The sequence below is a fragment of the Paenibacillus sp. 1SOY10 genome (genome assembly GCF_056836745.1).
The window spans coordinates 37724-63719 of sequence record NZ_JBXENK010000004.1 but is presented as its reverse complement, the minus strand read 5'-3'; the positions used below and the strand labels follow the sequence as shown (position 1 = coordinate 63719).

Annotated in this window: 24 protein-coding genes; 14 read left to right on the top strand and 10 right to left on the bottom strand. The window is 49.4% G+C overall.

What is annotated here, in order from left to right:
• The first annotated feature begins 11 nt into the window (after positions 1-11).
• Genes AC1VOR_RS12940 through bglS form a run of 3 tightly spaced genes read left to right on the top strand, consistent with a single transcriptional unit; the run spans position 12 to position 3078 of the window.
• Positions 12-989, top strand: a complete 978-nt coding sequence (locus AC1VOR_RS12940) for an N-acetylglucosamine kinase (RefSeq protein WP_482618377.1) — start codon at positions 12-14, stop codon at positions 987-989.
• Entirely contained in the window at positions 986-2305 is a 1320-nt protein-coding gene (locus AC1VOR_RS12935) for a 6-phospho-beta-glucosidase (protein ID WP_482618376.1), read from the top strand. Before AC1VOR_RS12940 ends, AC1VOR_RS12935 begins: the two co-directional genes overlap by 4 nt.
• 5 nt (positions 2306-2310) lie before the next feature.
• Positions 2311-3078, top strand: coding sequence for a beta-glucanase (bglS, locus tag AC1VOR_RS12930; RefSeq protein ID WP_482618375.1), 768 nt, complete (start codon positions 2311-2313; stop codon positions 3076-3078).
• A gap of 98 nt (positions 3079-3176) precedes the next feature.
• On the opposite strand, the gene AC1VOR_RS12925 is transcribed toward bglS, so the two are convergent.
• Complete coding sequence (locus AC1VOR_RS12925; protein WP_482618374.1) at positions 3177-3695, bottom strand: MerR family transcriptional regulator; 519 nt, start codon at positions 3693-3695, stop codon at positions 3177-3179.
• Between the two features lie 177 nt (positions 3696-3872).
• Between AC1VOR_RS12925 and AC1VOR_RS12920 the strand changes: the two genes are divergently transcribed.
• Complete coding sequence (locus AC1VOR_RS12920) at positions 3873-4724, top strand: aldo/keto reductase (protein ID WP_482618373.1); 852 nt, start codon at positions 3873-3875, stop codon at positions 4722-4724.
• 96 nt (positions 4725-4820) lie between these two features.
• On the opposite strand, the gene AC1VOR_RS12915 is transcribed toward AC1VOR_RS12920, so the two are convergent.
• Both AC1VOR_RS12915 and AC1VOR_RS12910 read right to left on the bottom strand, forming a co-directional pair.
• Positions 4821-5033 (bottom strand): hypothetical protein, encoded by a 213-nt coding sequence (locus AC1VOR_RS12915; protein ID WP_482618372.1) that lies wholly within the window; start codon positions 5031-5033, stop codon positions 4821-4823.
• 60 nt (positions 5034-5093) lie between these two features.
• On the bottom strand, positions 5094-5708 hold the full coding sequence (locus AC1VOR_RS12910) for a superoxide dismutase (protein WP_482618371.1): 615 nt from the start codon (positions 5706-5708) through the stop codon (positions 5094-5096).
• A gap of 419 nt (positions 5709-6127) precedes the next feature.
• On the opposite strand from AC1VOR_RS12910, the gene AC1VOR_RS12905 reads away from it, so the two are divergent.
• The 7 genes from AC1VOR_RS12905 (at position 6128) to folE (ending at position 11122) form a co-directional block, all read left to right on the top strand.
• Positions 6128-6571, top strand: a complete 444-nt coding sequence (locus AC1VOR_RS12905) for a GNAT family N-acetyltransferase (RefSeq protein WP_059049748.1) — start codon at positions 6128-6130, stop codon at positions 6569-6571.
• A gap of 157 nt (positions 6572-6728) precedes the next feature.
• Positions 6729-7346 (top strand): signal peptidase I, encoded by a 618-nt coding sequence (lepB, locus tag AC1VOR_RS12900; RefSeq protein WP_482618370.1) that lies wholly within the window; start codon positions 6729-6731, stop codon positions 7344-7346.
• Positions 7347-7369: 23 nt separating this feature from the next.
• Entirely contained in the window at positions 7370-7810 is a 441-nt protein-coding gene (rnhA, locus tag AC1VOR_RS12895) for a ribonuclease HI (protein ID WP_482618369.1), read from the top strand.
• A gap of 83 nt (positions 7811-7893) precedes the next feature.
• On the top strand, positions 7894-9096 hold the full coding sequence (queG, locus tag AC1VOR_RS12890) for a tRNA epoxyqueuosine(34) reductase QueG (RefSeq protein ID WP_482618368.1): 1203 nt from the start codon (positions 7894-7896) through the stop codon (positions 9094-9096).
• Positions 9097-9124: 28 nt separating this feature from the next.
• Complete coding sequence (locus AC1VOR_RS12885; protein ID WP_482618367.1) at positions 9125-10159, top strand: HD-GYP domain-containing protein; 1035 nt, start codon at positions 9125-9127, stop codon at positions 10157-10159.
• Between the two features lie 92 nt (positions 10160-10251).
• Positions 10252-10482, top strand: coding sequence for a YneF family protein (locus AC1VOR_RS12880; RefSeq protein WP_059050462.1), 231 nt, complete (start codon positions 10252-10254; stop codon positions 10480-10482).
• A 46-nt stretch (positions 10483-10528) separates the two neighbouring features.
• Positions 10529-11122: a GTP cyclohydrolase I FolE gene (gene folE, locus AC1VOR_RS12875; protein WP_482618366.1), complete on the top strand. Its 594-nt coding sequence runs from the start codon at positions 10529-10531 to the stop codon at positions 11120-11122.
• 103 nt (positions 11123-11225) lie between these two features.
• Here folE and AC1VOR_RS12870 read toward each other — a convergent pair whose 3' ends face one another.
• A complete protein-coding gene (locus tag AC1VOR_RS12870; RefSeq protein WP_482618365.1) occupies positions 11226-12374 on the bottom strand; it encodes a Fe-Mn family superoxide dismutase in 1149 nt (382 codons plus the stop codon).
• A gap of 111 nt (positions 12375-12485) precedes the next feature.
• A complete protein-coding gene (locus tag AC1VOR_RS12865) occupies positions 12486-13487 on the bottom strand; it encodes an alpha/beta hydrolase (RefSeq protein WP_089153437.1) in 1002 nt (333 codons plus the stop codon).
• 225 nt (positions 13488-13712) lie between these two features.
• Here AC1VOR_RS12865 and AC1VOR_RS12860 point away from each other — a divergent pair, with 225 nt between their 5' ends.
• Positions 13713-14459 (top strand): IclR family transcriptional regulator, encoded by a 747-nt coding sequence (locus AC1VOR_RS12860; protein ID WP_482618364.1) that lies wholly within the window; start codon positions 13713-13715, stop codon positions 14457-14459.
• 71 nt (positions 14460-14530) lie between these two features.
• On the top strand, positions 14531-15691 hold the full coding sequence (locus tag AC1VOR_RS12855; protein ID WP_482618363.1) for a copper amine oxidase N-terminal domain-containing protein: 1161 nt from the start codon (positions 14531-14533) through the stop codon (positions 15689-15691).
• Between the two features lie 84 nt (positions 15692-15775).
• Here the strand turns inward: AC1VOR_RS12855 and AC1VOR_RS12850 are convergent, their stop codons facing one another.
• The 4 genes from AC1VOR_RS12850 to AC1VOR_RS12835 form a co-directional block, all read right to left on the bottom strand.
• Entirely contained in the window at positions 15776-16819 is a 1044-nt protein-coding gene (locus tag AC1VOR_RS12850; protein ID WP_482618362.1) for a glycoside hydrolase family 130 protein, read from the bottom strand.
• Positions 16820-16850: 31 nt separating this feature from the next.
• On the bottom strand, positions 16851-18389 hold the full coding sequence (locus tag AC1VOR_RS12845) for a DUF3502 domain-containing protein (RefSeq protein ID WP_482618361.1): 1539 nt from the start codon (positions 18387-18389) through the stop codon (positions 16851-16853).
• Positions 18390-18465: 76 nt separating this feature from the next.
• The gene (locus AC1VOR_RS12840; protein WP_482618360.1) at positions 18466-19350 is read right to left on the bottom strand and encodes a carbohydrate ABC transporter permease; all 885 of its coding nucleotides are present in this window, start codon (positions 19348-19350) and stop codon (positions 18466-18468) included.
• A 9-nt stretch (positions 19351-19359) separates the two neighbouring features.
• On the bottom strand, positions 19360-20298 hold the full coding sequence (locus tag AC1VOR_RS12835) for an ABC transporter permease (RefSeq protein WP_482618359.1): 939 nt from the start codon (positions 20296-20298) through the stop codon (positions 19360-19362).
• A 445-nt stretch (positions 20299-20743) separates the two neighbouring features.
• Here AC1VOR_RS12835 and AC1VOR_RS12830 point away from each other — a divergent pair, with 445 nt between their 5' ends.
• The gene (locus tag AC1VOR_RS12830) at positions 20744-23059 is read left to right on the top strand and encodes an AraC family transcriptional regulator (protein ID WP_482618358.1); all 2316 of its coding nucleotides are present in this window, start codon (positions 20744-20746) and stop codon (positions 23057-23059) included.
• 70 nt (positions 23060-23129) lie between these two features.
• Here AC1VOR_RS12830 and acnA read toward each other — a convergent pair whose 3' ends face one another.
• Positions 23130-25847 (bottom strand): aconitate hydratase AcnA, encoded by a 2718-nt coding sequence (acnA, locus tag AC1VOR_RS12825; protein ID WP_482618357.1) that lies wholly within the window; start codon positions 25845-25847, stop codon positions 23130-23132.
• Positions 25848-25996: the final 149 nt, after the last annotated feature.

Here is a 25996-nt window from a genome sequence, read left to right as displayed (position 1 = left end):
AGAGGACGGCGTTGAACTACTATTTGGGATTAGACGGTGGTGGAAGCAAAACTTTGGCCGTCGTCACCGATGAGCAAGGCAGAATTATGGGACGGGGGCTGAGTGGCTGCGGCAATCACCAGGTCCAGGTGGAACTGGCAAGGCGTAGCATTCAACAGGCATCCGGAGAAGCGATGAAGCAAGCCGGTATTACTCGTAGTCAGATTAGCTATGCCATGTTTGGCCTGGCCGGCGCCGACCGGGAAGCAGACTTTCAGGTGCTGAGACCGATGATTGCAGATATGGAATTTCCACAGCATGGCATTGTATGCGATACAGAGATTGGTTTGCGGGCAGGCACACGGCAAGCGGACGGAGTTGTCCTGGTTTGCGGCAGTGGCACCAACTGTTACGGAATTAACAAGCAGGGCGAATCGCTGCAGGTCGGGGGCTTCGGATACATGTTCGGCGATTTCGGCGGGGGCGGGGAATTGGCGGTGGAGGTATTCCGCACAGTTATTCGCGCTTGGGAGGGGAGGGAGAACTCAACCCTCCTGACCGAAGCGGTTCTGCAAACCCTGGATTATCCCTCAGTGGAGCGTTTGTTCCATGATTATCTGGATCGCGGAGCACGGGCTCCAAGACATTTAACGAAGCTGCTGTTTCAGGTGGCAGAGCAAGATGAGGCAGCAAGGGGAATCCTCCAGCGACAAGGCCGCGAGTTGGGGAAGGCTGCTGCTGCGGTCATTGGTAAGCTGGGTATGATGCAGGATCGTTTCGACCTTGTGTTGGTTGGCAGCGTGTTAACCCGAGGCGATCGTCGGTTCATTACACCGCAAATCGAGGAGATGATCATGCCGTTAGCTCCCGGGTGCCGCTTGCGGCGGTTAACGATGGAACCCGTGGCGGGGGCTGTCCTGCTAGCTATGGAGAAGTCCGGGCATCCCGTGGAGGATGGGGTGTATGACCGACTTAATGAAGGGTTGTCAGTAAAGGAGGAGCAAGCATGAAGCGGGAACTGAAAATCGCCGTTATTGGTGGAGGATCGTCGTATACACCCGAGCTGATAGAAGGGTTTATTCAAAATTATGAGACTCTGCCAGTCACTGAAATTGTACTTGTCGATATTCCGGAAGGAGCGCACAAGCTGAAGATCGTGGGGCAGCTTGCCGGGCGTATGATCGAGGCATCTGGGCTACCCATCAAGCTTGTCATGACGATGGATCGGCGTTCTGCGCTGGTCGGGGCAACCTTCGTTACCACTCAGATGCGGGTGGGGCTGTTGCAAGCACGGGCCTGGGATGAGACCATCCCGTTGAAATACGGCATGATTGGTCAGGAGACAACAGGACCGGGCGGAATGATGAAGGCCTTGCGGACCATCCCCGTGCTGCTGGATATCTGCAAAGACATTGAAGAGCTCTGCCCGGATGCCTGGATGCTTAATTTCACCAATCCGGCGGGTATGGTGACCGAGGCGATTTACAAGCATTCCCGTGTCCGCTCCATTGGCTTGTGTAATTCTCCTATTGCGGCTTACAAATGGTTGTCTTCCTTGTACGAAGTGCCGATTGAGCGTATTCACTGCGAGTTCGTGGGCTTGAATCACCTGCATTGGATCAGTCAAATTACTATTGACGGCAAGTCCAAGCTTGCGGAACTGTTAGCCAACCAGGAAGGGTACTCCGCGCGCAATGTTCCGCAGTTTGCCTGGAACGGTACTTTGCTGCAATCTTTGAAGGCTATTCCATCTTATTATTTGAAGTATTTCTATTTGCAGCGAGAAATGCTGGAGGAGCAACAGCAAGCGGCCTCCCGTGGAGAGACGCGTGCCGAGACGGTTCAGCGCCTGGAGGATGAACTATTTGAAATCTACAAGGACCCTGAGTTGAAGGAAAAGCCAAAGCAGTTGGAACAACGCGGAGGAGCCTACTATTCCGAAGCGGCTGTAAAATTAATGAATTCTCTGTATAATAATTCCAGGGACATCCAGACACTGAATGTTGCCAATGGAGATACCTTGGACTTTCTCCCGAAGGATGCCTGCATTGAGGTGAATTGCCAAGTAACGAATGAGGGGCCCCTGGTTCAGCCGATCACGGTTGTTCCAGAAGCGGCGAAGGGGTTGATTCGATCTGTAAAAACCTATGAGCAACTGGCTATCGAAGCAGCCGTTACCGGTGACCGGGGAATGGCACTACTGGCTTTGACACATCATCCGTTGACCTATTCCGTAAATGATGTTGAGAGAATGTTGGATGAAATGCTGGAGCAGAACCGGCCTTATCTCCCGCAGTTTTTCACCCAAAACCATGAGGAGGGATAATTAAGATGAAGAAGATGATGTTAGGGAAAATCCGCGGTATATTGAGTGCAATGATGCTAGGCGTAAGCTTGCTACTGGTCATCCCGGCGTCAGCGGCAACCGGGTTCACAGAGAATTTGAACGCTGCAAACCCAAGCATGTTCTACATTTCAGATGGCTGGGCGAACGGCTCTGACTTTGGCGTGGCCTGGAAAGCCAGTAATGTTGAATTTAACAACGGAGTGATGGCTCTTCGATTGGATAACGTCGGGTGTCCGGCTAATTGCTTGGGCAAGCCCTATGCATCGGGGGAATATGCCACGAATACCAAATACGGATTTGGACGAGTTGAGGCGCGTATGAAAGTTGCTAAAGGAACAGGTCTTGTGACCTCCTTATTCACGTATTATAACCCAGATCCGAACGTGAAGCTGAACGATGAGATTGATATCGAAATTCTCGGGAAGGATACAACCAAATTGGAAGTCAATTATTTTACGGCAGGGGTTGGTAATCACAGCACGATTATAGACCTTGGCTTTGATGCTGCACTGGACTTCCATAATTATGCCTTTGAATGGTCTCCTACCTTCATTAAATGGTATGTTGACGGTCAACTAGTGCATACGGAGACGGGATCGCGTGGTCCATTGCCTACGAATCCGGGTCATATCATGGTTAACTTCTGGGCCGGAGCCAATGCGGCAGAGCAATATTGGACAGGGAAATTTATTTACCCAGGCTCCCCAGTGCGAGCGTACTATGACTGGATCAAGTTTACGCCAGCCAGCTAAGACTCTCTGACAATATAAATTATAGGCAAAAGAACCCCCCCTTGGGTGACAGGTGAACACACCGTCTACCAAAGGGGAGGGTTCTTTTTTGGCGCAGCCTAACTTAACAGGCTATCCATCCCTTGTGAAGCGGCTACCGGGCATTGGAGGGAAGATCCGGGTTCAGAAAGGTCAGGTTCTCTCAATTCAGAAGCCGGACAATCGCCTGCATTCTCCCGCTGGGTTTCCCATTTGGCCGGGTTGGTGGTGTCTGGGCTGGTCCCTTCCATAATGGCCTGGTATTGGCGGGCCTTCTCTTCCAAATGGGCCACGCGGCGCTTGGCCTCTTCAAGCTGAACCAACGCAGCCTCCCGGTACTCCATCATCATTTCAAAGCGCTGAGGGACGGTTGAATCCCCCTCAAGACAAAGGTCGACATAGGTTTTAATATTCTCAATCGGCAGCCCCGTCTGCTTGAGACATTTGACGCCGTATAGCCAGTTAATAGATTCTTCGTCAAATAACCGAATGTTATTTTTATTACGTTGCACGCTAGGAACAAGACCTTTATCTGTGTAAAAGCGTACCGCGTGTTCGGTCAATCCTGTCATCAAGGCGGCATCTTGGACGGTATACACTTGGTAATTCCTCCCCTTAAAAAATATGATTAAAGACCGCTTGACTTCGTGTAACACGAAGGCGATAGGCTTATTGTAACGCAAATGAGCCGAAAGCGGAAATCCCCGCTGTGGTGCTGGATTTCAGGGTAAGGCGACCATTTGCCAATTTTATATTTAATACTAGGAGGAATAAATATGCACACCGTAACTCTAAATAATGGAGTGAAAATGCCGATTATTGGCTTTGGTCTCTATCAGGTTCCCGATGCCGAAGAAAGTGAGAATACCGTATACGAGGCGTTAAAGGCTGGTTATCGTCTGATTGATACCGCTGCCGGTTACCAGAATGAGGAGGCAGTTGGGCGGGCGATCAAGCGGAGCGGCGTGGCTCGGGAAGAACTGTTCATCACAACCAAGCTATGGGTTCAGGATGCCGGCTACGAAAAGGCCAAGCTGGCGTTTTCCAAGTCTTTGGAGAAGCTGCAGCTTGATTATCTGGATTTGTACCTCATCCACATGCCTTTTGGCGATTACTACGGGGCTTGGCGTGCGATGGAAGAACTGTACGACGAGGGAAAAGTTAAGGCGATTGGTGTTAGTAACTTTTCATCGGACCGTCTGATGGACCTGATTGGTCATAACAAAATCGTACCTGCGGTTAATCAAATTGAGACGCATCCGTTTCAACAACAGCTAGCAGATGCTGCTTTCCTGAAAGGGCAAGGAGTGCAACATCAGTCATGGGCGCCATTCGCCGAGGGACGCAACAACTTGTTTGGCAATGAGATGCTGGTCACTATTGCACAAAATCACAACAAAACCGTCGCTCAAGTTGTGCTGCGCTGGCTAACTCAACGTGAAATCGTAGTTATTCCAAAATCAGTACGTAAAGAGCGACTTATCGAAAATATCAATATATTTGACTTTGAATTAAGTTCGGAGGAGATGGCCTCCATTACTGGTCTTGATACAGGGAATAGTCTTTTCTTTGCACTCAACGACCCGGAAGTTGCCAAGATGATGGCCAACTGGAAGGTCGAGCTATAAACATTTGAATCAAATAAGACAACATAAAAAACAGCCCGCCTGATATTCAGGTAGGCTGTTTTATTAGAAGTACCTATACTTTTCTTCACCATATCATCAGTTTCGGAGATTCTCCACTGATTTCATATGGTTTTGCATATCCGGCTCCCGGTGTTCCTCCTCGGATACCTTTCCGGCATTTTCGGAAGCGTTGGTGCTGCCAAGAGTCTGAACGAATTCCGTAAATTGCTGCTTTTGGGCGTCGTCCGCTTTCTTGGACTTCAACATTTCCTTGGGATCATTGGTTAGCCGTTCGTTTTCTGGTGTCATAAGTAACCTTCCTCTCTTGGAGTTGGTTTTATTATGGCCTAGCAACCGGCTTTTCAATGCCTATTTTTTGGCTTCCTCGTAGAGTCGATTCACTTCGTCCCAGTTCACGACATTCCAGAAGGCTGCAATATAGTCTGGACGTTTATTCTGATATTTCAAATAGTAAGCATGCTCCCAGACATCCAGACCCAGAATTGGAGTTAAGCCCTCCGAAATCGGGTTATCCTGATTGGCCGTGCTGGTAACCGCAAGCTTGCCATCCTTGCCCACAACGAGCCAAGCCCAGCCGCTGCCGAAGCGGGTTGTTGCAGCTTTGGCGAACTCCTCTTTAAATTTATCGAATCCGCCAAGTTCGCTGTCGATTGCCTTAGCGACTTCTCCTGTTGGTGCGCCTCCCCCTTTGGGGCCGATGACCTTCCAGAAGAGGCTATGATTCGCATGTCCTCCACCATTGTTGCGTACAGCGGTGCGAATCGATTCCGGGATGGCGTTCAGGTCGGAAATAAGTTCCTCTACACTCTTGTTTTGCAGCTCTGGTGACTTCTCCAATGCTGCATTCAGGTTCGTGACATAGGTATTGTGGTGCCGATCATGGTGGATATTCATGGTCTGCTCATCGATGTGAGGCTCCAATGCGTTTGCAGGATAGGGTAAAGCCGGTAATTCATGTGCCATGATAATAACCTCCGATTTAATTGGACTAAAGAGTCTCCCACTTTCTATATAAACATGTACAGTGGACTGTAATCATGAAGAAGGTGGCGAAAAACGTAAATTCTCGGTCATAAGATAGTAAAGCTGGTAAGCTCCTTTACATACTCAATACATTCCTATTATTGGTACTAGATAAAAATATATGCATTTCTGTGAACCATCTGAGGACATTTCGAAAAAGTTCACAATTGTAAACGCTTAATATGAAGCGTTTACAGAAGAAAAATGATGTATTTGGGAGATTTATATGTTTTAATGGACAAGCAAGCAGTTTTTTCTCGTTTTTTGTCTGGATTCAAAATATTAGGTTGATGTAAAAAAACAAGGAGCTTGTTTTCCTGCATCAGCCCATCTTGTATGAAGAAAAGGGAGATCATAGCATGCTTATTCGTTCCTTTCAGTTGAGTGATGCAAATCAAGTGATGGAGCTATTGCAGGTGGCCTTATCAGAGGATTGCTACGAAGACACCAAGTACGCGTTTGCCAGACAACTATCTTGGGATTCCGAACTGATTATGGTCGCAGAAGTGGAAGAAGAGATAAAAGGGGTCTTAATCGGAACAATTGATCAGAACACAGGTTGTATCTATCGAATGGCGGTTCACCCGGATTTCCGTCGGCGCGGAGTAGGACGTAGCCTGGTATCTGCGATGGAGCAACGGTTTCAACAACGGAACGTACGCCGCATCATGGTTGCAGGAGACGAACATAATAAAGCAATCATGCCGTTATACGAAGCGATGGGTTACGGGGCAAGCAAATTTCTGGAGGCATTTCAGAAGCTTGGCATTGCCGCAACGCGTTCCTTATCAGGTTCCAATTGAACGATATTCCCTGGAATATATCGGGAAATGTTGAAGCATATTCTTTATCCATTGCAAATGGATGGAGGATATGCTTTTCTATTATAGAGATTGTTTAAAATTTTGTAGAATACATGAAGGTTACGATGGAATTTATCGAGCTTAGACGAGGTGTAGGATGGAACCGGGCGTATACACGGATAATCACGAATTGGCGGAGGAGAGCAGCCCTAGGGCACCTCATCACCCGCCTCAACACCACCCAGAGACTCATTGGGTTGCTGAATTGTGGGATATACTGAAGACGATGGTAGTGGCATTTGTCATTATGCTGCTGCTGAATGTGTATGTGTTTAATTTGTCGATGGTTAAGGGGCAATCGATGGAGCCAACGCTAAAGGAGCAGGAGCGTTTATTTGTAGACAAGCTGGTGTATTGGTTCATGGACCCCCGGCAGGGAGAGGTCGTTATTCTTAAGGACCCAAGTATGGATGCTGCCAAAAAGTCATTTCTTGTGAAAAGGGTGGTTGCCGTGCCAGGCGATACGGTAGAGGTGCGCAACCAGCTTCTTATCGTGAATGATCAGCCGCTGAATGAGGTATATACGGATGCTCTTATCGAGGATGGAGACATGGAAGAGCTGAAGCTTGGCGAGGGGCAGTATTTTGTCATGGGCGACAATCGTCATGCCGGACGCAGTAAGGATAGTCGCTATTTTGGTAGCGTCAGTGAAGAATTGATTATCGGACGTGCCGAGTTTGTATTTTGGCCTGTCGGAAAAATACGTGGATTATAGCCTTTTACTGTGGAGGGAAAACCGTGAAGGAAGTTATGATTTATACGGATGGAGCCTGCTCTGGTAATCCAGGTCCCGGAGGTTGGGGGGCTGTGCTGTTGTTTAACGGGCATCGCAAGGACTTATCCGGTGGGGAAGCGATGACGACCAATAACCGAATGGAGATTCAGGCAGTTATTTCTGCGTTAAGCCAGCTTAAGGAGCCATGCAAAGTGCAGGTATATAGCGATTCTGCTTATGTCGTGAACTGTTTTCAGCAGAATTGGATACGCGGTTGGTTGAAGAACGGATGGAAGAACAGCAAGAATCAGCCCGTGGAGAACCGCGATTTATGGGAAGAATTATGGCGGTTGATGGGGATTCATCAAGTGGAATACGTGAAGGTAAAAGGCCATAGCGATAACGAGTTAAATAATCATTGTGATCTGTTAGCCCGGGAGGCGATCAAGCGCTTGTCTTCATAATAAAGAGGGAATGTGAAGCAGGTAAAACAGGGCATCGCCTTCGTTGTGGCAGGAGTACATGAGCAGTCGGGAGGGACCATCAAATGTCAAAGACAGCACCCGAGCAGGTCAGTCTCCAGCAGGGCGAGAACCGCTGGGCCAAATTGAAGAGGGAAATTAAGGATGTAGCCGTGGAGCTTGGCATTGATGACATCGGCTTTGCCTCCGCAGACCCGTTCTTGTCCTTGAAGGCAGTGCTGCAGGATCGTCGTGACAAGGGTTACGAATCCGGCTTCGAGGAGCGAGACATCAATAAGCGCATATATCCGGAACTATCCTTGGAGCAGCCAGCTTCGCTCATTTCGGTTGCGGTAGCCTACCCGTCAAAGATGGAGAATCCTCCAAAGTCGGAACCGGGCAATCGCCGGGGCATTATGGCACGGTCCGCCTGGGGCCGGGACTATCACTATGTGCTGCGCGAGGCGATGGACCGACTGGAGCGCTTCATTCTGGAACGCGTGCCTGAAGCGAGGATCGAGAACATGGTGGATACCGGCGCATTGGTGGATCGGGCGGTGGCCGAGCGGGCCGGGATCGGTTTTAAGGGGAAGAACTGTGCGATCATTTCCCCTAAATGGGGCTCATGGATTTACCTTGGTGAGCTGATTACGAACTTGCCATTTCCACCAGATACCCCGGTAACGGAAGGGTGCGGGGATTGCACTAAATGTATTGATGCTTGTCCAACCGAAGCACTTGTAGGCCCCGGCGTACTGAATGCCCAACGGTGCATTTCTTTTTTAACGCAAACCAAGGGCTTTGTAGAGGATGACTTCATGGTCAAGATTGGCAATCGGCTCTATGGTTGTGATACATGCCAGATCGTTTGTCCCCAGAACAAGGGGAAATCCTGGAATCATCGGCCAGAGCTGCAACCCAATCCTGAGCAAGCCAAGCCATTGCTGCTACCGCTGCTAGACCTAACCAATCGGGAGTTTAAGGAGCGATTCGGAGATACCGCTGCTGCCTGGCGAGGCAAGATGCCGATTCAGCGGAATGCGGTCATTGCGCTGGGCAATTTCAAAGATGCCGCTGCCGTACCGAAATTAATAGATGTAATGGTTCGTGATCCCAGACCGGTGCTACGGGGGACCGCGGCATGGGCGCTAAGCCGAATTGGTGGAGAGGAAGCCAGGGAAGCCGTTGAGCAGGCACTTCGTACCGAACAGGACGAAGAGGTGCTGACGCGATTGAAGCGTGCTGCCCGGAAGCTGCAAGCCACTGATGATGAGACGGATAAGACATGATCGTAACGTGAGCGTGGAGGGATGACATATGCTATATATCAGTATCGATGATATTGAACCGGGGCAGTATCTGGGCAAGACCGTCTATTCGGCGAATGGAACCGCTCTATTGTCGGCAGGCATTCAGCTTACCGTATTTATGATTAATACCTTAAGACGGATTGGCGTGACCATGCTGTATATTCAAGATGTCAATTACGAGGATGTTGAGCCGGAAGAGGTGCTCAGCGAAGCGACGAAACAAGCTGTATTTCGGGAGATGTCCGAGACGTTGCAGGTCATCAGGTCGGGCAAGGACTGGAGTGCACGCAAAATCAGCGCTAGTGTGGACAGCCTGCTGAATGATGTGCTCGGCAACAAGGAGGCACTGCTCCAACTTACAGATATTCGCACGGCGGATAATGCTGCCTATTTGCATGCTGTGAATGTATGCCTTATTTCCTCGATGATCGGACTAAATATGGGCTTGAATTTCTCTCAGCTTAAGGACCTGTCCATTGGAGCCATGTTACATGATATCGGTAAAGCCACGTTAACTTCAGACGATGCCATTTCGGGTGACCCCAAAGATCACCATACCTGGCGAGGATATGAGCTGTTGCGTCACAAGCGGGAATTCAATTTGCTGATTGCCCATGCGGCGTTGCAGCATCATGAGCGCCCGGATGGCGCCGGCTTCCCTCGTGGCATCTCGGGGGATGAAATTCATTTGTTCGCCAGAATTGTCGCGGTAGCTAACATGTATGACAACCTCATTAGTGGGGGTGGCAAGGATGGTCGCAGGATGTTGCCCCATGAGGCTTGCGAACATTTGATGGCTTGCTCGGAGCATGAACTGGATCATGAGGTGCTTGTGGAGTTTACACGAATCATATCCGTTTACCCCAATGGTTCCTCTGTCCGGCTATCCACCAAGGAGACCGGGGTGGTCGTAAGGCAGCATCGGGGCCTGCCAGGCCGTCCGGTGATTCGGATTGTACGGGGAGCGGGCGATGAGATGAACGTATCTGAAATTGATCTGGCCACGGAGACCACCTTATTTATCGAGGCCGTTCTGGCCTAAGCTGTTGAATCACGGAAGGGTCAATGCTATTATATTTGAAGTGCGCCCGCCCGTCGGAACCGCACGATATTAAGGCAGGGGTGGCAAAAAACATGAATATTGTAATTCCAATTATTACTTTGGTCGTCGGATTAGTTGCTGGGTTTGTAATCGGGATATTCTATCTGCGCAGACAGATGACCAAAATGCAGAGTGATCCGGAAGCGCTGCAGAAAATGGCGAAGCAGATGGGCTATAATTTAAATGGCAAACAGATGCAACGTGCGCAACAGATGATGAAGAACCAAAATGGCCCATCTCGTCAACGTCCAAAGAGAAAATAGCAACTTTACGCATGTAAGATGAAATGAAGGGAAGGAGGCGCTAAGAATGGCCGGAGTAAAGGATTATCTAAATAAGCAGGTAGGCGATAACAGGGAGCAGATCGAACATCATGTACGCGAGATATTGAAATTGATCGGGGAAGATGTAGAGCGGGAAGGCTTGCTGGATACTCCTGCAAGGGTAACCCGTATGTACGAGGAGATCTTTGCCGGATATGCGATAGAACCTCGCGACGTGCTTGGGGTTACCTTCGAAGAGAATCACGAAGAGCTTGTTATCGTCAAGGATATTACGTACTACAGTCAATGCGAACACCATATGGCGCCTTTCTTCGGCAAGGTGCATATCGGCTATATTCCAAGTGGACATATTGCCGGTCTTAGCAAGCTGGCCAGACTCGTTGAGGCAGTATCCCGCAGATTGCAGGTACAGGAGAGAATCACATCGCAGATCGCTGATATTATGGATGAAGTATTGCAGCCCCGAGGCGTCATGGTGGTTGTGGAAGGCGAGCATCTTTGCATGTGTGCCCGAGGCGTCAAGAAGCCAGGCAGCAAGACGGTAACCTCAGCCGTGCGGGGAACGTTCCGTAATGATGCAGCTTCACGTGCAGAGTTCCTGTCATTGTTGAAGAATTAGGTTAGGACAGCATATAACCAGAGAGCGCCTTTCAGGGCCTAACGGGGATTATACCCGCAGGCTAAGGAAGGCGCTCTTTGCTGTATACGATGGGGCCGCTTTTTTAGTAGGGCTGCCATTTCAGCTTCCTGGCGGCCTCGAATCGCTGCGCTACGGCTGGCCAATAGACCACATTCCACCAGTCCTTGATATAGTCGGCCCGAACATTTTGATGCTTCAAATAATAGGCATGCTCCCACACGTCGAGGGTGAGCAAAGGGACGACATCCCATTGCGACAAGTTCTGATGCTTCTCGGCCGTAAGTATCTCCAGGCGGTGGCTGCGCGGACTCCATACCAGGATGGCCCAGCCTCCTCCTTCCACCTTGGCCGCGGCTTCGGAGAATTGCTTGTGGAAGGCTTCGTAGCTGCCGAAGTCACGTTTAATTTGCGCCAGCAGTTCACCTTCCGGCTTGCCGCCCCCCGCAGGATTCATAATGTCCCAGAAGATGGTGTGAAGATAATGTCCTGCTCCATTAAAGGCCAGTTCTCGTTCCCAATGCTTCACCAGATCGAAATTTCCGGACTTGCGGGCTTCCTGAAGCTTCTTCTCCGCTTTGTTCAAATCGTCAACATAGGTTTGATGATGCTTGTCATGATGAATACGCATCGTCTTCTCATCGATATAAGGCTCAAGGGCATCGTAAGGATAGGGTAGTGGGGGGAGAGTATGTCCCCCGATGGGAACAGGCCGTTCTTCTGCTTGAGGGGAGCGCCAGCCACCCGTCTCCAGGGGAGCCGGGAGCACCGGAGGCGTCCCGCTAATGACGCTACGGGTTATTTCTCCAGGATGATTCCAGCCTGCAAGCCGATTCAGATAGTATTGGGACTTCGGAATGATATGCCCGCGAACGAAGGGAGCGGCTTCCGCGGTTTGAGCAGCACGGCTGTCTTCCAGCATGGAATGAAGCTGGCTGATAAATTGCTCTGATTGGCGGAAGGCAGCTCCAAGCAGGCGTTCTGTATGCCGTGGGAGCTCTTCTGCATGAAGCGAGACAGCCGAATCAGAAGACGCAACGCGCAAGAGCCGATCCGCAGCAGCTTCCATATCGGAGAACACCTGGCGCCAATCTTCCAGAGTCTCGTTGTACTCCTCTTCGAGTCCACCCGAGATGCTGGAGATCAGCTTCGTATGCTCTGCCTCTTCCTGCTTCCAGGAACGGATATCTTCGAGAATACGTATAGGCAAATAAGGTCCATACATGAACAACATCAGGTTTACCTCCTCAGGTACTCAGCGTACACTCTTGATCAGCTTATGCTGGAGAAGGGTTGACCTATGCTATGCAAATATGGACCTATGGCCGGGCTTGATGCGTCACTTCTAGTTCCCTGAAGGCGTTCTGATGTTGCCAAGGAACAGGGAGACTTTGCGAAGATATTCCTTCGGGTGCTCCCGGAAAATTAGCTCATGGTGCGCGCCTTCAACAATCCAGACATCGGAGACGGGGTTGCTCTGATGAGCGGCGAGCTTCTCGGCAATGGGATAAGGTGCCTTCTCATCCTCGGTCCCATGGATAAACAGAATAGGGAACGGATAATCCTCAGACTTCACTTGAGTATAAGGGATTTGCCGCATGCTGGTTCCGTTCAGCACGGGCAGTAGCATACCGATAATCTCCAGCGACGGATGGCGTGGCAAGCCGATATGCTGGCGGATATTATGGTACATGGTATCCGGCTCGAGCAGGAAGGTGCTGTCCAGAATCATTCCGTCAATATCCTCGTTATTTAGCGTGGCCTGTAATGCAGTTCCGGCCCCCATCGAGAATCCCCATATGATGATCTCTTCTGCGCCACGTTGTTTGGCAACCTGAATGGCTCCGAGTAGCTGCTGGGCTTCCTTCTTGCCACCGGTTGCGACCTCCTTGCTATTCTGGGCAGCAAAACCGAAGTCAAACATGACGACATTAAAATTTTGGCTATGGGCGTAGTTGGCCAAATCATACATCGGTATCCAGGTTTCCTCGCGATTTGCCCCATATCCGTGACTAAACACAATCGTTTTTGCGGAATCCTCCGCAGGGATATACCACCCTTGCATCATTCGGCTGCCATCCGCCGCCGGGAACACGATATCCTCGTACTCCAGATTTTTGGATAGCTTAGGGTTGGAGTACAGAGGCGCTACCGTAGGATTGGACAGCACCCAGGCGATATAGCCATGAAGAGAAACAAAGCAGAACAGCAGGAAGAACAGCACGGAGAGTAAAAATGCCACTATGACATGCTTAATGCTGATTCGCCGTGTTGCCGTTGCGGAAGTGTCGCCGGTGATGTAAGCCGAAGAGGACAAGGGAAGATCATCCTGGCCGGTGTGGCTCATGTTCTTCCCTCCTTGTAGTACATATAGTTTGCAGCTTGAAAATGTATGCAAATGACAAAATAAAGGAAAAAATGTCGAAATAACACGATTATCTTAAATTAATCGTAAGGCGATTGCCCCTCAAAGTCAATGGAAAACAGGGATGGATTGACGGAAAAGAGCATCTTTCATATAATTTATGTAACCGAGTTTCATATAGTGAAACATAAGGAGAGCTGATACGGGGTGGAAGATCGAAAGCTAACGGTTCGTGCAGTAGAGCGGGCTTTGGATATATTGATTTGTTTTACCAGATCCAGCAATTTGGGATTAACGGAAATCGCCAGTGAAATTGGCTTGCATAAAAGCACGGTACATCGCTTATTAACCACTTTGGAGGAGCGGGGTTTTGTCGTTCGTGACCCCCAGACAGAGAAATATCGTTTGGGTCTGAAAATATGGGAGCTATCCGCGCATTTGGCGAATAGCGATGATCCGGCTATCCTGCTGCTACCGCTAATGGAGCAGCAGCGGGATCGGCTGGGCGAGACAGTTAGCTTATACTTGCGGGACGGCTACGAGCGACTGCGAATTCAGGCTGTACAGAGCAATCAGGCAGTTCGAAGAGTGGCCCCGGTTGGAGCAAGGCTCCCGCTCTATGTAGGCGCATCGAGCAAGGTGCTGGTCGCTTATTCGGGCGAAGAAGTGCTGCAAGCAGTGCTGAACAGCCCGGATTGGCCTGAATCCATTGATCGGGACACTTACGTGATGCAATTGGAAGATATTCGCAAGCAAGGTTACGCTACCAGCTATGAGGAGAGGGAGCAGGGAGCTAGCTCGGTGGCCGCCCCTATCTTTGATCGAACGGGTAAGCTGGCGGCTGCCCTGTCCGTGTCAGGACCTACCAGCCGCCTGACGCGGGAACGCCTGGCGGAATACGGGCCGATTCTCATTGAAGCAGCACGAGAGATGGGCGTGATGATGCCTTCTTAAGAGGCACCATGCATATAAACTCAGTCAGTTATGACATTAATAAATTACCTTGGCAAATGAGAGGTTTAGTCATGAATTCAAAACTTATAACAGCATTATTCACATTTGCATTATTCCTGTCGTTTGGTTATGTGGCTCATGCGGAGAGTCTCCAAAACACTTATGAAGATATAACCGAAACCGACTTGAACAACAGTATTATCCTCTCTCCCGAAAGCGCCGTAGGCTTTGTTAACGGGCAGGAAGTTCCCGCTGTTCAGCCCATCATTAAGGATGGAAGAACACTGGTGCCCCTTCGCTTTATTTCCGAGGGGTTCGGGGCAAAGGTAGATTATAATACAACGACTCAATCCATTATCATTGAGCATAATGACAAAGCCATTTCCTTGAAGCTAGGAAATAAAAAAATCTTAATTGACGGTCAGACAAAAAGTATGGATGTGGTACCAAGAATTCAGAATAAGGTTACATACATTCCACTGAGAGAGATTGGCGAGGCGCTAAACAAGAAAGTGGTCTATTTGCCGAAGAAATTCTCTCAAGCTTATAGTTTAATTATTTTAAGAGATAAGGATGGCACAGCGATTGAAGACCAAAGCTTGACCCGTGTCCTGGATTTACTTTACCAAGGAAAAGCTGTGATTTATAGCGACCGTTATATGGTTGTCATTAAAGAAAATGATAAATTACTGGTGAGTCAGCTTTCACCTAGTTTTGACACTCAATTCATCCCTTTTGCTTACGAGAAATATATGGAGGCTCCCGATAAAATCAAACTTGGAGATCTATGGTTTAAAACGGAAACGAGTTCATTTTATTTAAATTATGCATGGGACACAACGCAGGAATTTAGTTTGTATCGCGTGGATGGCGAGGATATCTCCAGGGTAGGGATTGAACAAGCACCGATTAAGGATGTGAAGACCTACCAAGATGAGGTTTATTACTTGATGAGATATGAGCGCGGTCTACTCGATGCCCATGAAACAAGCAATCTAAAGAAGGCAACGTTGATTAATGGGAAATGGTCTGTGGCCCATTTGGGCAAGCCGGGGTTCTATTATGGTTATGACATCACGGGCAAGGCCTTTGATTGGTCCATTGAGGAGAATGGTATAACAACTCTTGGCTGGCACCGTTATGGAAATCTGAGTAAAGAAGAGCGATTAGAGACGTTGGGATACTATCAAATTGATTTAAAGGACCATCACCATAAGCTTATAGCTCCCTAAATAAAGGTTTATCTGCTAACCTAATAATAGAACTCCCCCTTCCTCAGCCTAAGCTGAATGATAGAAGGGGGAGTTTCTATTTATTTATTCCAGTGTATCCAGAATGTCTTGCAGAGGAATATCGGCCATGGCCATCACTTCATCGGCTGCACCGTAATACATGCGGACTGTATCGCCTTCCAGTAAAGCGCCGCAAGAGAAGACAACCTTACCAAAAAATCCGTTGACTTCATAATCAGCCTCTGGCTCCAGGAAGGGGCGAGAGGAGCGGGCCAGCACCCGGCCAGGATCATGCAAGTCAAGAAGAACAGCCCCCATGCAGTAGCGGTGCTTACTGTCTGCCCCATGGTACAGGGCCAGCCAACCCTGCTCGGTCTTGAGGGGCACAGCGCCTCCGCCCATGCGAGCGGAATCCCAGCCCTGCTCGCTGAGTCCCATCAGGAAGCGGTGGTTCCCCCAATGCAGCAAATCTGGCGACTCGGCGATCCACATTTCTGGCTCACCAAAAGATTTGGGAACAGGCCGATGCAGGGCAACATATTTGCCCAAGATGGGTTCAGGGAACAGCATGACGTCTTTATTCTCAGGGGCCAGCATCATCCCGTGCTTCTTAAAGCTGCGGAAGTCCTTCGTTTCAGCCAGAGCGGCACCCACACCCCGGCTGGAGGCCGAGCTATACGTAATATAGTAGGTATCGCCGATCTGGGTCACTCGGGGGTCTTCGATACCCCAGGCCTCTAATTCATGCTCAGGAAATAGGGCCGGTTGCCGTTCGATTTCAAAGTTTATTCCGTCCTTGCTTCGCGCCACCCGCAGATGGGAAATCGAAGTTAGCATAATCATTCTACCGTCCACTGACACATAACGGGCATCGGAGAAATCATAACGGGCATCTGATTTGTTATAACGTTGAATTTCGATGCGGCCGTCTTGCCCCAGCAGGGGAACGAGCACCTCATTCTCTTGCGTGGCAATGGGGGCTTCAGCTACACGAAGTAGAAGAATGGTCTCGTCGCCATATTTGGCTACACCGGCATTGAAGGCTCCCAACACCTTGAAATCCGGCCGGGAAGGAGTAATATCTGCTACTTGGATAATCGGGTTCTTCTCACAGCGAATAACATGCATGGTTTGATCTCTCCATTCCTATATTTATCCGTTACTTTCCAGCCGTAACCGCATCGACTTGTGCTTGAATCTCCTCAATTACCTTTTGCCCGCCAACACTATTAATTTTGTCTTCCAGCTGTGCTTTGCCTTTATCGGCTGCCAGGACGCCTTGGGCCAGCGGCAGGAACAGTGAATCATGGAACGGGGTAAGCTTGGCATATTCTGTCTTGACCTTCTCTGCATCAAATGTAAAGCCCGCGGTAGGACTAAGCGTAAAGTTGGCAGGGTCTGCTGAGAAATCGAACCACTTCTTGTCGTCCTCCATCATCGTATCCGGTGTGCGGTTGAGCGTTGGACGCCAAGTGAGCGTATACCCCGGGAACGAATAGTTAGAGAGAACCTTATAGCTTGAGTCTCCAACCGCTTCCCAATCCTTGCCCGGAATTCCGTATTCCATTAGATCATGGTTCTCCTTGATGGACAGCCAGTTAGCCACATCCATGGCCAAATCGGCATGCTTGGAGGAAGCCGGAATGCAGAGGAAGTTCCATTGCTGGAAGGCGGTGTAAGGCTTAGCCGTGTCTCCGTTAGGGACAAATACCTCCAGCTTATCACTGCCATCAGCCAACATCTCGCTGTATTTCAAGCCTTCAACCCCGTCTGCCGCATAATAAGTCACAGCATACTTGCCTTGCTTGAACAAGGTTTCCGCATTTTGCTCCTGAGCAATATTTTTGGATAGAATGCCGTCGCTGTAATATTGGGTTACTCGTTCAAAGGCATCGGCAATCATGGGGCTCTCCCACTGACCAACGATCTTCTTATCCTTAACCGAATAAGCAAACATATTGACTCCGATCTCCAGCACTTCGTCCAGAGCTAGATTAGCCGAATCACTCAAAATGAACGGGAGCTTATCTGCTTTGATTCCATTAATGACAAAGGGTCTCACATCGGTTTCTTTTTCCTTGATCGTATAGAGGAAGGTCTCCAGATCCTCCAATGTCTTAATCTCGGGGAGACCATGCTTCTCACGCAGGTCCTTGCGAATTAACAGGCCATATACGGGACCTTGGGTGGTTCCTAGCGGAATGCCCATAATTTTTCCGTTAAATTTATTGTACTCCCACATCTCATCAGGGATGGAAGCTTTCAACTCCTGGCGCTCAGCCACCATGGCATCCAGCTCTTGCAATGAATTACTGGCTATCATTTGGTTCATGGATAACCAGGGAGCATCGAGATACATATCGAATTCCTCGCCTGCCGACATTTTAACCGCTACCGAATTGCCGTAATCCGACCAAGGTAAGAAGTTAATATTCAACTGTGCTCCAACGTTATCGGTCTGCAATTTGTCATTGACGGCTTGCAGCACCTCATCAAAGCCTACCGGCTTGTCACCGGGGAAATAGGCTTTTAATGTAATCGCTTCCTTTGTTTTTGACACGTCGGCCTGTGCATTGTTCTCTGATCCGCCAGAATTACTCTGGCCGTTATTGGTATTTCCATTGCTGCAAGCTGCGAGCAGTAGGGATGAGACCAATAATAGTGATAAGGCCAATCCTGCAAATTTGCTTAATTTCATTGCTTTAACCTCCCTGAGTTTGGTTGTCTGCATCTATGCTTAACCGGAGGATTCCGGTTAGAGCCGGAATCCGTGGCTATCCTTTGACAGCGCCTACAGTAAGACCTTTGACGAAATACTTTTGCAGCATTGGGTAGAGCAGTATGATCGGTCCGATCGTCAGTACAGTGGTGGCCATTCGTACCCCATAGGTTGGTGGTGTAACCGAAATTGCCGCGCCCGAGGGAATAAGATTCTTGGCCGCTTCCATATTGGATACCATTCTGCGTAAGATCAACTGTAAAGGAAACAGCTTCTCATTGTCCACAAACATAAGACCCATAAACCAGTCATTCCAGTAATTCAGAGCGTAGAACAGACCTACGGAAGCCAAGATCGGTTTTGAGATAGGGACCATGATCTGAAAGAATATCCTCATCTCGTTGGCGCCATCCATCCGCGCGGCCTCCTCCAGTTCCTCCGGGATGGTCCGAAAGAAGCTAACCAGCAGAAAGACGAGGAAAGGCTGGCATAACAGGGTCAAGATCAGAACCCATACGGTGTTCTGCAAATTCAGCCATTGGCTGACCACAATATAGAACGGGATAATACCTCCCGAGAACAGCATCGGCAAATAGCAAAATAGCAGAAACGGAGTTTGTAGCACGTTGCGTTTATTAGCCAAAGAATAAGCCAGCATAGCGGAAATGCACAATGCGCTCAGCGTACCGACTAAGGTGACAAAAATAGTAATGGCATAGCCGTTATATAGTACATCGGATTGCAGGACGGCCTCATAGGCGGCCAGCGATAGCTTGCTAGGGAACAGCGTATAGCCGTGCGCAATCAATTCGCCCTCATCGGTGAAGGAGCCAATGACCATCAGCAGAAACGGAAACAGGCAAAACAAGGTGAATAAGGCCAGAAAGGTGTAGGCGGTCCCCGTAAAGATATGGTCCGACATACTTTGCTTCTGTTTCATAATTACCTCCTAGAATAGAGCTGATTCTTTCGATAATCGGCGGGTTACAGCATTCGCAGCCAGGACGAACAGCAGTCCCATGACGGACTGGAACAGGCCGACCGCCGAGGACATCCCGAAATCATGCAGTTGCCGCATCGAACGGAACACAAAGGTATCAATGACATCGGTTGTAGGATACAGCAGCGAATTGTCTCCGATAATCGCGTAGATCATCGCAAAGTCACCGTTAAAAATTTTACCAACCGAGAGCAAGGTCATAATCATAATGGTTGGGACGAGTAGTGGTAAGGTAATGCGCAACATAATTTGCAGCTTGGAGGCTCCGTCTATTCTTGCAGCTTCATATAGATCCTCGGGTATGCCCGTAATAGCGGCAAGGAAAATGATAGAGAGATAACCGGCACCCTGCCACACTCGAATTACTGTTAAAATAGCTGGCCATAGCTTGGCCTCAAACATCCAGTTCACCGGCTCCATACCAAGTCCTGCCAGCCAGTTATTGATCATAGGCTCCTCGCCCCCGAATAAGGACTGAACAATCATGCCAACTACAATCCATGACATGAAATAGGGGAGGAAGATTAGCGATTGAGAGATACGCTTGAAGTATTTATTGCGTATCTCATTGAACATCAAGGCAATCAGTACCGCAGTAATCGTCGTAAACAGGATGAACAGAAGATTCAATCCCAGCGTGTTGCGCAGTACGATCCAGAAGTCGTCGGAGGTAAAGAAGTAGTCGAAATTTTTAAAGCCTACCCATTCACTTCCCGTGATTCCCTTGGAGAAGTTGTAATCCTTGAAGGCAATCGTAATGCCGTAAATCGGCAGATAGCTGAATATCAAGAAGAACAGCAGCCCCGGCGCAGCCATTACATATAGAAATGGATTGTTAGCAATTTGCTTCAGCTTGGCCGTAATTCCTGCCTTTCGCTGCACTTGCATAGTGGTTCATACCCCCTTGTGTCTTTAAGTAAGAGTTCAAAAAGTCGGGTTTGCAGGACCGAGAAGGTTGGATAAAGCCAGGGACTGAGTAGCGGACCGTAGACAGATCTACGTGAGCAACGGAAGGCCCGGCTGAATTCAAGATTCGATGTGGAATTTACTCCTCGAACTGCTTCGTTCTGGGAAGACGACTTTTTGAACTACCTCTTTAAGCCTTAACCGGGAATTTCAGTGCCTTGTGGGCAGCCACGCTGTTCCCGATGAGGCAACCATAGCAAGCTGTGAGCAGCCAGACAATTCCGACATCCTCCGCTTCCTCCTGAATACAAAGAAATCAGCAATTCCCAAAAGCAACGGTCATTCAGAAATGAACGATTTGCAGGTGGAGACCTTCCGGTATGCTACAATAATGAAGCGCTTTATATAAATACAGGGGGGCCTGTAGATGAAATTTCGTTGGCCTTGGTTAAATTCATTTCGGAAGCATCCGACCTATATGCGCATTATCTTTTATTTCGTTAGTGTCAATGTGTTGGTACTCGCTATTTCCTTCTTAGTGCTCTACTGGCAGTCCTCTCGTACGCTTGTTGAAGAAATCGGCGAGCACTCGGAATCCCTGCTGATCAATGGGGCCCAAAACACAGCCCGGCTGCTGGAGTGGTCGCTGGACTTCGCCTTCTCCTCCAGTAACGATAACGATCTGAAAGTGTATGCTCTCTCCGACGAGTACAGCGATTATGAAACCTATAAAGTATGGAGCCGATTAATGAGCATAAAAATGTCGAATCCCTCCATAGATTCGGTGTACTTAATTAATGATTACACAGACACGGTGATCGATTCCAAGCTGGGGTTTAATGAAGCTAGCGGCTTCTATGATCAGGATATCTTGGAGCGGCTACGCCATCCCAAGCAAGCGGATCAAACCGTGCTTATACCTAGGAAACTACCTGTTCCGCTTCGCACGGATACATACAAAGATGTCATTACGATTATCCGGCTTTATGAGAAGGGCAATTCCATTTCCGCCTTTGTGCTGAACGTGGATACCTTGGAGGTAATGACATTGCTCCAGAGCAATTCCCAGTATCAGAACCGGAACATAGCTGTGCTGAACGATCATGATGAACTGGTGTTCAGTAGCGTTTCACTGGATCAACAGCAGATTCAGGAATATCGCAGCCGAATACGTGGAGCCAGCGGATGGGAGATGTTCAAGCCTGCCCAGCAGGAGACGCAATTAATGGTGTTCTCCAACACTGCGGTTAAAGGCATTCAGAACTGGAGCTTTATCGAGACAATACCCAGGGATGTGATTTTGAGGAAAATTGAGGTTCTTCGCAATCTGAGCCTTATTTTGTTCAGTGGCCTATTCTTTGCTTCATTAACGATAACCGTACTCATTTCCAAGCGAGTGTACTCCCCGATTCAGGACTTGGTTCGGAGTGTGATGAAGCAACATCAGGCAGAAAGCTTTGGGCAAGAGAAGTCTGCGGACGAACTGGATTACCTGTCCAGTGTGTTCACTGCTCAGCAGGAGCAAATTGTGGAGCTAACAGCCCATTGGAGAAATAGCAAGGTGCTGGGACGAGAACGCTTCCTGCGAGAACTATTGGAACGTGGTCTGTTGTCCCGCGGGGATATGCCAGGGCAATTTGCCGAGTGGGGAATTGAACTGCCGGAGAAATACTTGTCCATTGGCCTGTTCCGTATTGATCGATTTCAGGAATTTACAGAACGTTATTCCGAGAAGGATCGTCGCTTGCTCCGATTCGCCATGGGCAATATTGTTCATGAATCTCTTAAGTTGTCAGGGCAACTCGTACAAACGGTAGATATGGGGACTGACCATGTTGCCGTTATTGTTAATGTCAGCAAGGAGGCAGCTCATTTCATCGCCGACCTCAGAAATGCCCAGCAGTTAATCAAACAATATTTATCGTTAGGGACTACTGTGGCGTGGGGAGGGGAGGTTGAGCGGCTCAGTGATCTTCACGAGGCTTATATGGAGACCTATGAGCTGTCTCAGGAGCGCTTCCGCCTGGGTTATGAAGCTCTTATCATCAAGGCACCTTCCTCAGAGCCAGTCTCTGGCGAGGTCTATCATTTGCCGATTGATAAAGAACGCCAACTGGCACAAGCCATTCACAAGACGGATGGGGAGCAAGCCATGGCTATTATCCGGCAAGCGGTGGGGGCACTTCGTTCATTGCCTTATTTTGAAAGTAAGATGTCGCTGATTACCCTGTTTATGGATGTTCGCAGATTGTTGCAGGATCAGGCCGCCGGGCCGCTGCCCAGCTCATTTGGATTGACTTCGGTGGAGAATCAAATTATTCAGTTGGAAACCCTGGATCGTGTGGTCTCCTGGATGGAGCAGCTTCTAATCAAGGCCCTGGAGGACTTGGCTGTCGCCCGTAGTCAGTCTAAAAATGCAGGTTTTGTCCAAGAGGTAGAACGCATTATTACCGAGCAACTCAATAACCCGAATTTATCATCTAAAATGCTGGCCGATGAGCTTGGCTTGTCCGTTAATTATTTACGAAGTCTGTACAAAGCGGAAACCAGCCAGTCCATCACCGATACAATCTCTGCAAAGCGGCTCGAATGCATCTGTCGTGAGCTGTTGACGTCGGATTCACCCATTGAACCGATCATTTCCTCTTACGGCTTTTCCTCTTTGAATACGTTCTATTCTGTTTTTAAAAAAGTGTACGGCATCACTCCGGCCCAATATCGCAAAATGCATAAAGGTGAGTAGCAGACAATGAAATAAAAAAATCTCCCCTCTTACAAAGAGGGGAGAGAGCATACTTATGTGATGAGGCTAATTAGACATGTGCCTGAATCATTTGTCGCAATACCGTCTGCAGGATGCCTCCGTTATGGTAGTAGTCTACATCAACCATGCTGTCGAGGCGGGCAATGACCGGGAAGGTAAATGTTGTGCCATCCTGGCGTGTAGCAGTGACGGTCAGTTCCTCACCAGGCTTCACTTCATTGCTAAGCCCGGTAATGTGGAATGTTTCCGTACCATCAATTGCCAGCGTGTTCCAGCCGGAGCCTTCCTGGAATTGCAATGGCAATACGCCCATGCCGACCAGGTTACTACGGTGAATCCGTTCGAAGCTTTCTGCAATGACTGCTTTGACACCAAGCAAATACGTGCCTTTGGCGGCCCAGTCGCGGGAGCTACCTGTGCCGTATTCCTTACCGGCAATGACGATAAGCTCCTGTCCTTCCGCCTGATATTTCATCGAAGCGTCATAGATAGACATCACTTCGTCCGTTGGCAGATACTTTGTCACTCCGCCCTCGGTGCCCGGAGCCACCTGGTTACGAATACGGATGTTAGCGAAGGTACCCCGCATCATGACCTCATGATTCCCCCGGCGTGAGCCGTAGGAGTTGAAGTCCTTGCGTTCTACATTGTGGTCGCTCAGGTAACTGCCGGCAGGACTGCTTGGCGAGATATTCCCGGCTGGTGAGATATGGTCCGTCGTGACGGAATCACCGAGCAGAGCCAGCACGCGAGCGTTGCGGATATCCGCAATATCGTGCATTCCATCCCCAAGCTGCTCGAAGAACGGTGGATTCTGGATATACGTCGATTTGGCATCCCATTCGTACAACTCACCTTGCGGCACGGGAATAGAATTCCAACGTTCATTTTGCGTAAATACATGCTCGTATTTGGCTCGGAACATATCCGGACTTACCGAGAGGCCTATGGCCTCCTTAATCTCAGCGGAGGATGGCCAAATGTCTTGCAGATATACCGGTTGATTATCACGATCATATCCGATAGGGTCATGCTGCAGATCGATATTGACCGTTCCGGCAAGGGCATAAGCAACAACGAGCGGAGGCGAGGCCAGATAGTTAGCTTTCACCTGAGCATGGATGCGGCCCTCAAAGTTCCGGTTACCGGATAATACGGCAGCAACCGTCAAGTCATTGTCCGCAATCGCTGTGCTTACCTCATCCGGCAATGGGCCGGAGTTGCCGATGCAAGTGGCGCAGCCGTAACCAGCGACGTGGAAGCCAAGTGCTTCCAACGGCTCGATCAGCCCGGCCTTTTGCAAATACTCGGTTACCACCAGAGAGCCTGGCGTCAAGCTGCTCTTCACGTAACCCGGCTTGGTCAGCCCGCGTTCTACAGCCTTCTTGGCCAAGAGGCCTGCCCCGACCATCACGCTTGGGTTCGAGGTGTTGGTGCAGCTCGTAATCGCTGCAATCACGACGGCACCGGTACTGAGCTTGCTCGTGGAGCCGTCAGGATGCTTGACCGGTACTGTTTGTTCGATCTTCTCATCGCTTAGCCCATAACCACCCTTATCGAGAGGTGTACGGATGATATCATTGAAGCTTTCCTTCATGGCAGTCAATTCAATCCGGTCCTGTGGACGTTTGGGTCCGGCCAGGCTCGGTACGACCGAACCGAGGTCAAGCTCAATGAGGTCGGTGAATTCAGGGTCCGGTGTATCACTGGTGCGGAACATACCTTGTGCTCTATAGTAAGCTTCGACGAGGGCGATTTGCTCCTCGGAACGACCGGTACCACGCAGGTAAGCGAGGGTCTCGCTATCTACTGGGAAGTAACCGATGGTAGCCCCGTATTCCGGTGCCATATTGGCTACGGTAGCGCGATCCGCCAATCCGATGTTAGCCAGTCCAGGGCCATAGAATTCTACGAACTTACCGACGACGCCTTTTTTACGAAGCATTTGCGTAACCGTGAGAGCAAGGTCAGTTGCCGTTGCGCCTTCAGCCAGGCTACCGGTTAGCTTAAAGCCGATGACTTCCGGTGCCACGAAGTACAATGGTTGCCCCAGCATACCCGCTTCTGCTTCAATACCGCCTACGCCCCAGCCAACGACACCAAGGCCGTTAATCATTGTCGTATGCGAATCGGTTCCTACAAGGGAGTCCGGGAATACCACGGTTTCTCCGTCTACCGTCTTGGTTGCGGCAACCGATGCCAGATATTCCAGATTCACCTGGTGAACGATCCCGGTAGCGGGAGGTACGGCACGGAAATTATCAAAGGCCGTTTGCGCCCAGCGCAAGAAGCGGTACCGTTCTTCATTGCGTTCAAATTCCACGTTCATATTGTACTCAAGCGCATCTTGGGAGCCAAAGGCATCCACCATAACCGAGTGGTCGATGACGAGATCGACAGGCACCAGCGGGTTGATTTGCTTGGGGTCACCGCCAGCTTTCTTCACGGTGTCGCGCATGGCCGCAAGGTCAACAACGACCGGAACGCCAGTAAAGTCTTGTAATACGATACGAGCGGGGATAAACGGAATCTCTTTGTTATCATCGCGGCCCTCGCTCCAACCAGCGATTTGCTTCACATGTTCTTGGGTGATGGCTCTGCCGTCATATTGGCGAACAGCAGCTTCAAGCAATACCTTAATCGAGAATGGCAGCTTGGCGATATTGCCAAGCCCTTGTTGTTCGAGGGCCCGCAGATCGAAGTAACGGTAACTCTTACCGCCAACTTCCAGCGTGCGGGCTGCGGAGAAAAAATCACGAACTGACATGGATGAACCTCCTTGTTTCATTAGGTGAAACCATATTTCATAAATGATCTATCTCAAGTATACCTTTCCTTACGCTGCGAGTAAAGAACTTTTTGCCCTAGAAAAAGCTGGTTTATGCCCACTCCATAAGGATGTAGAGGCTTTCAGAC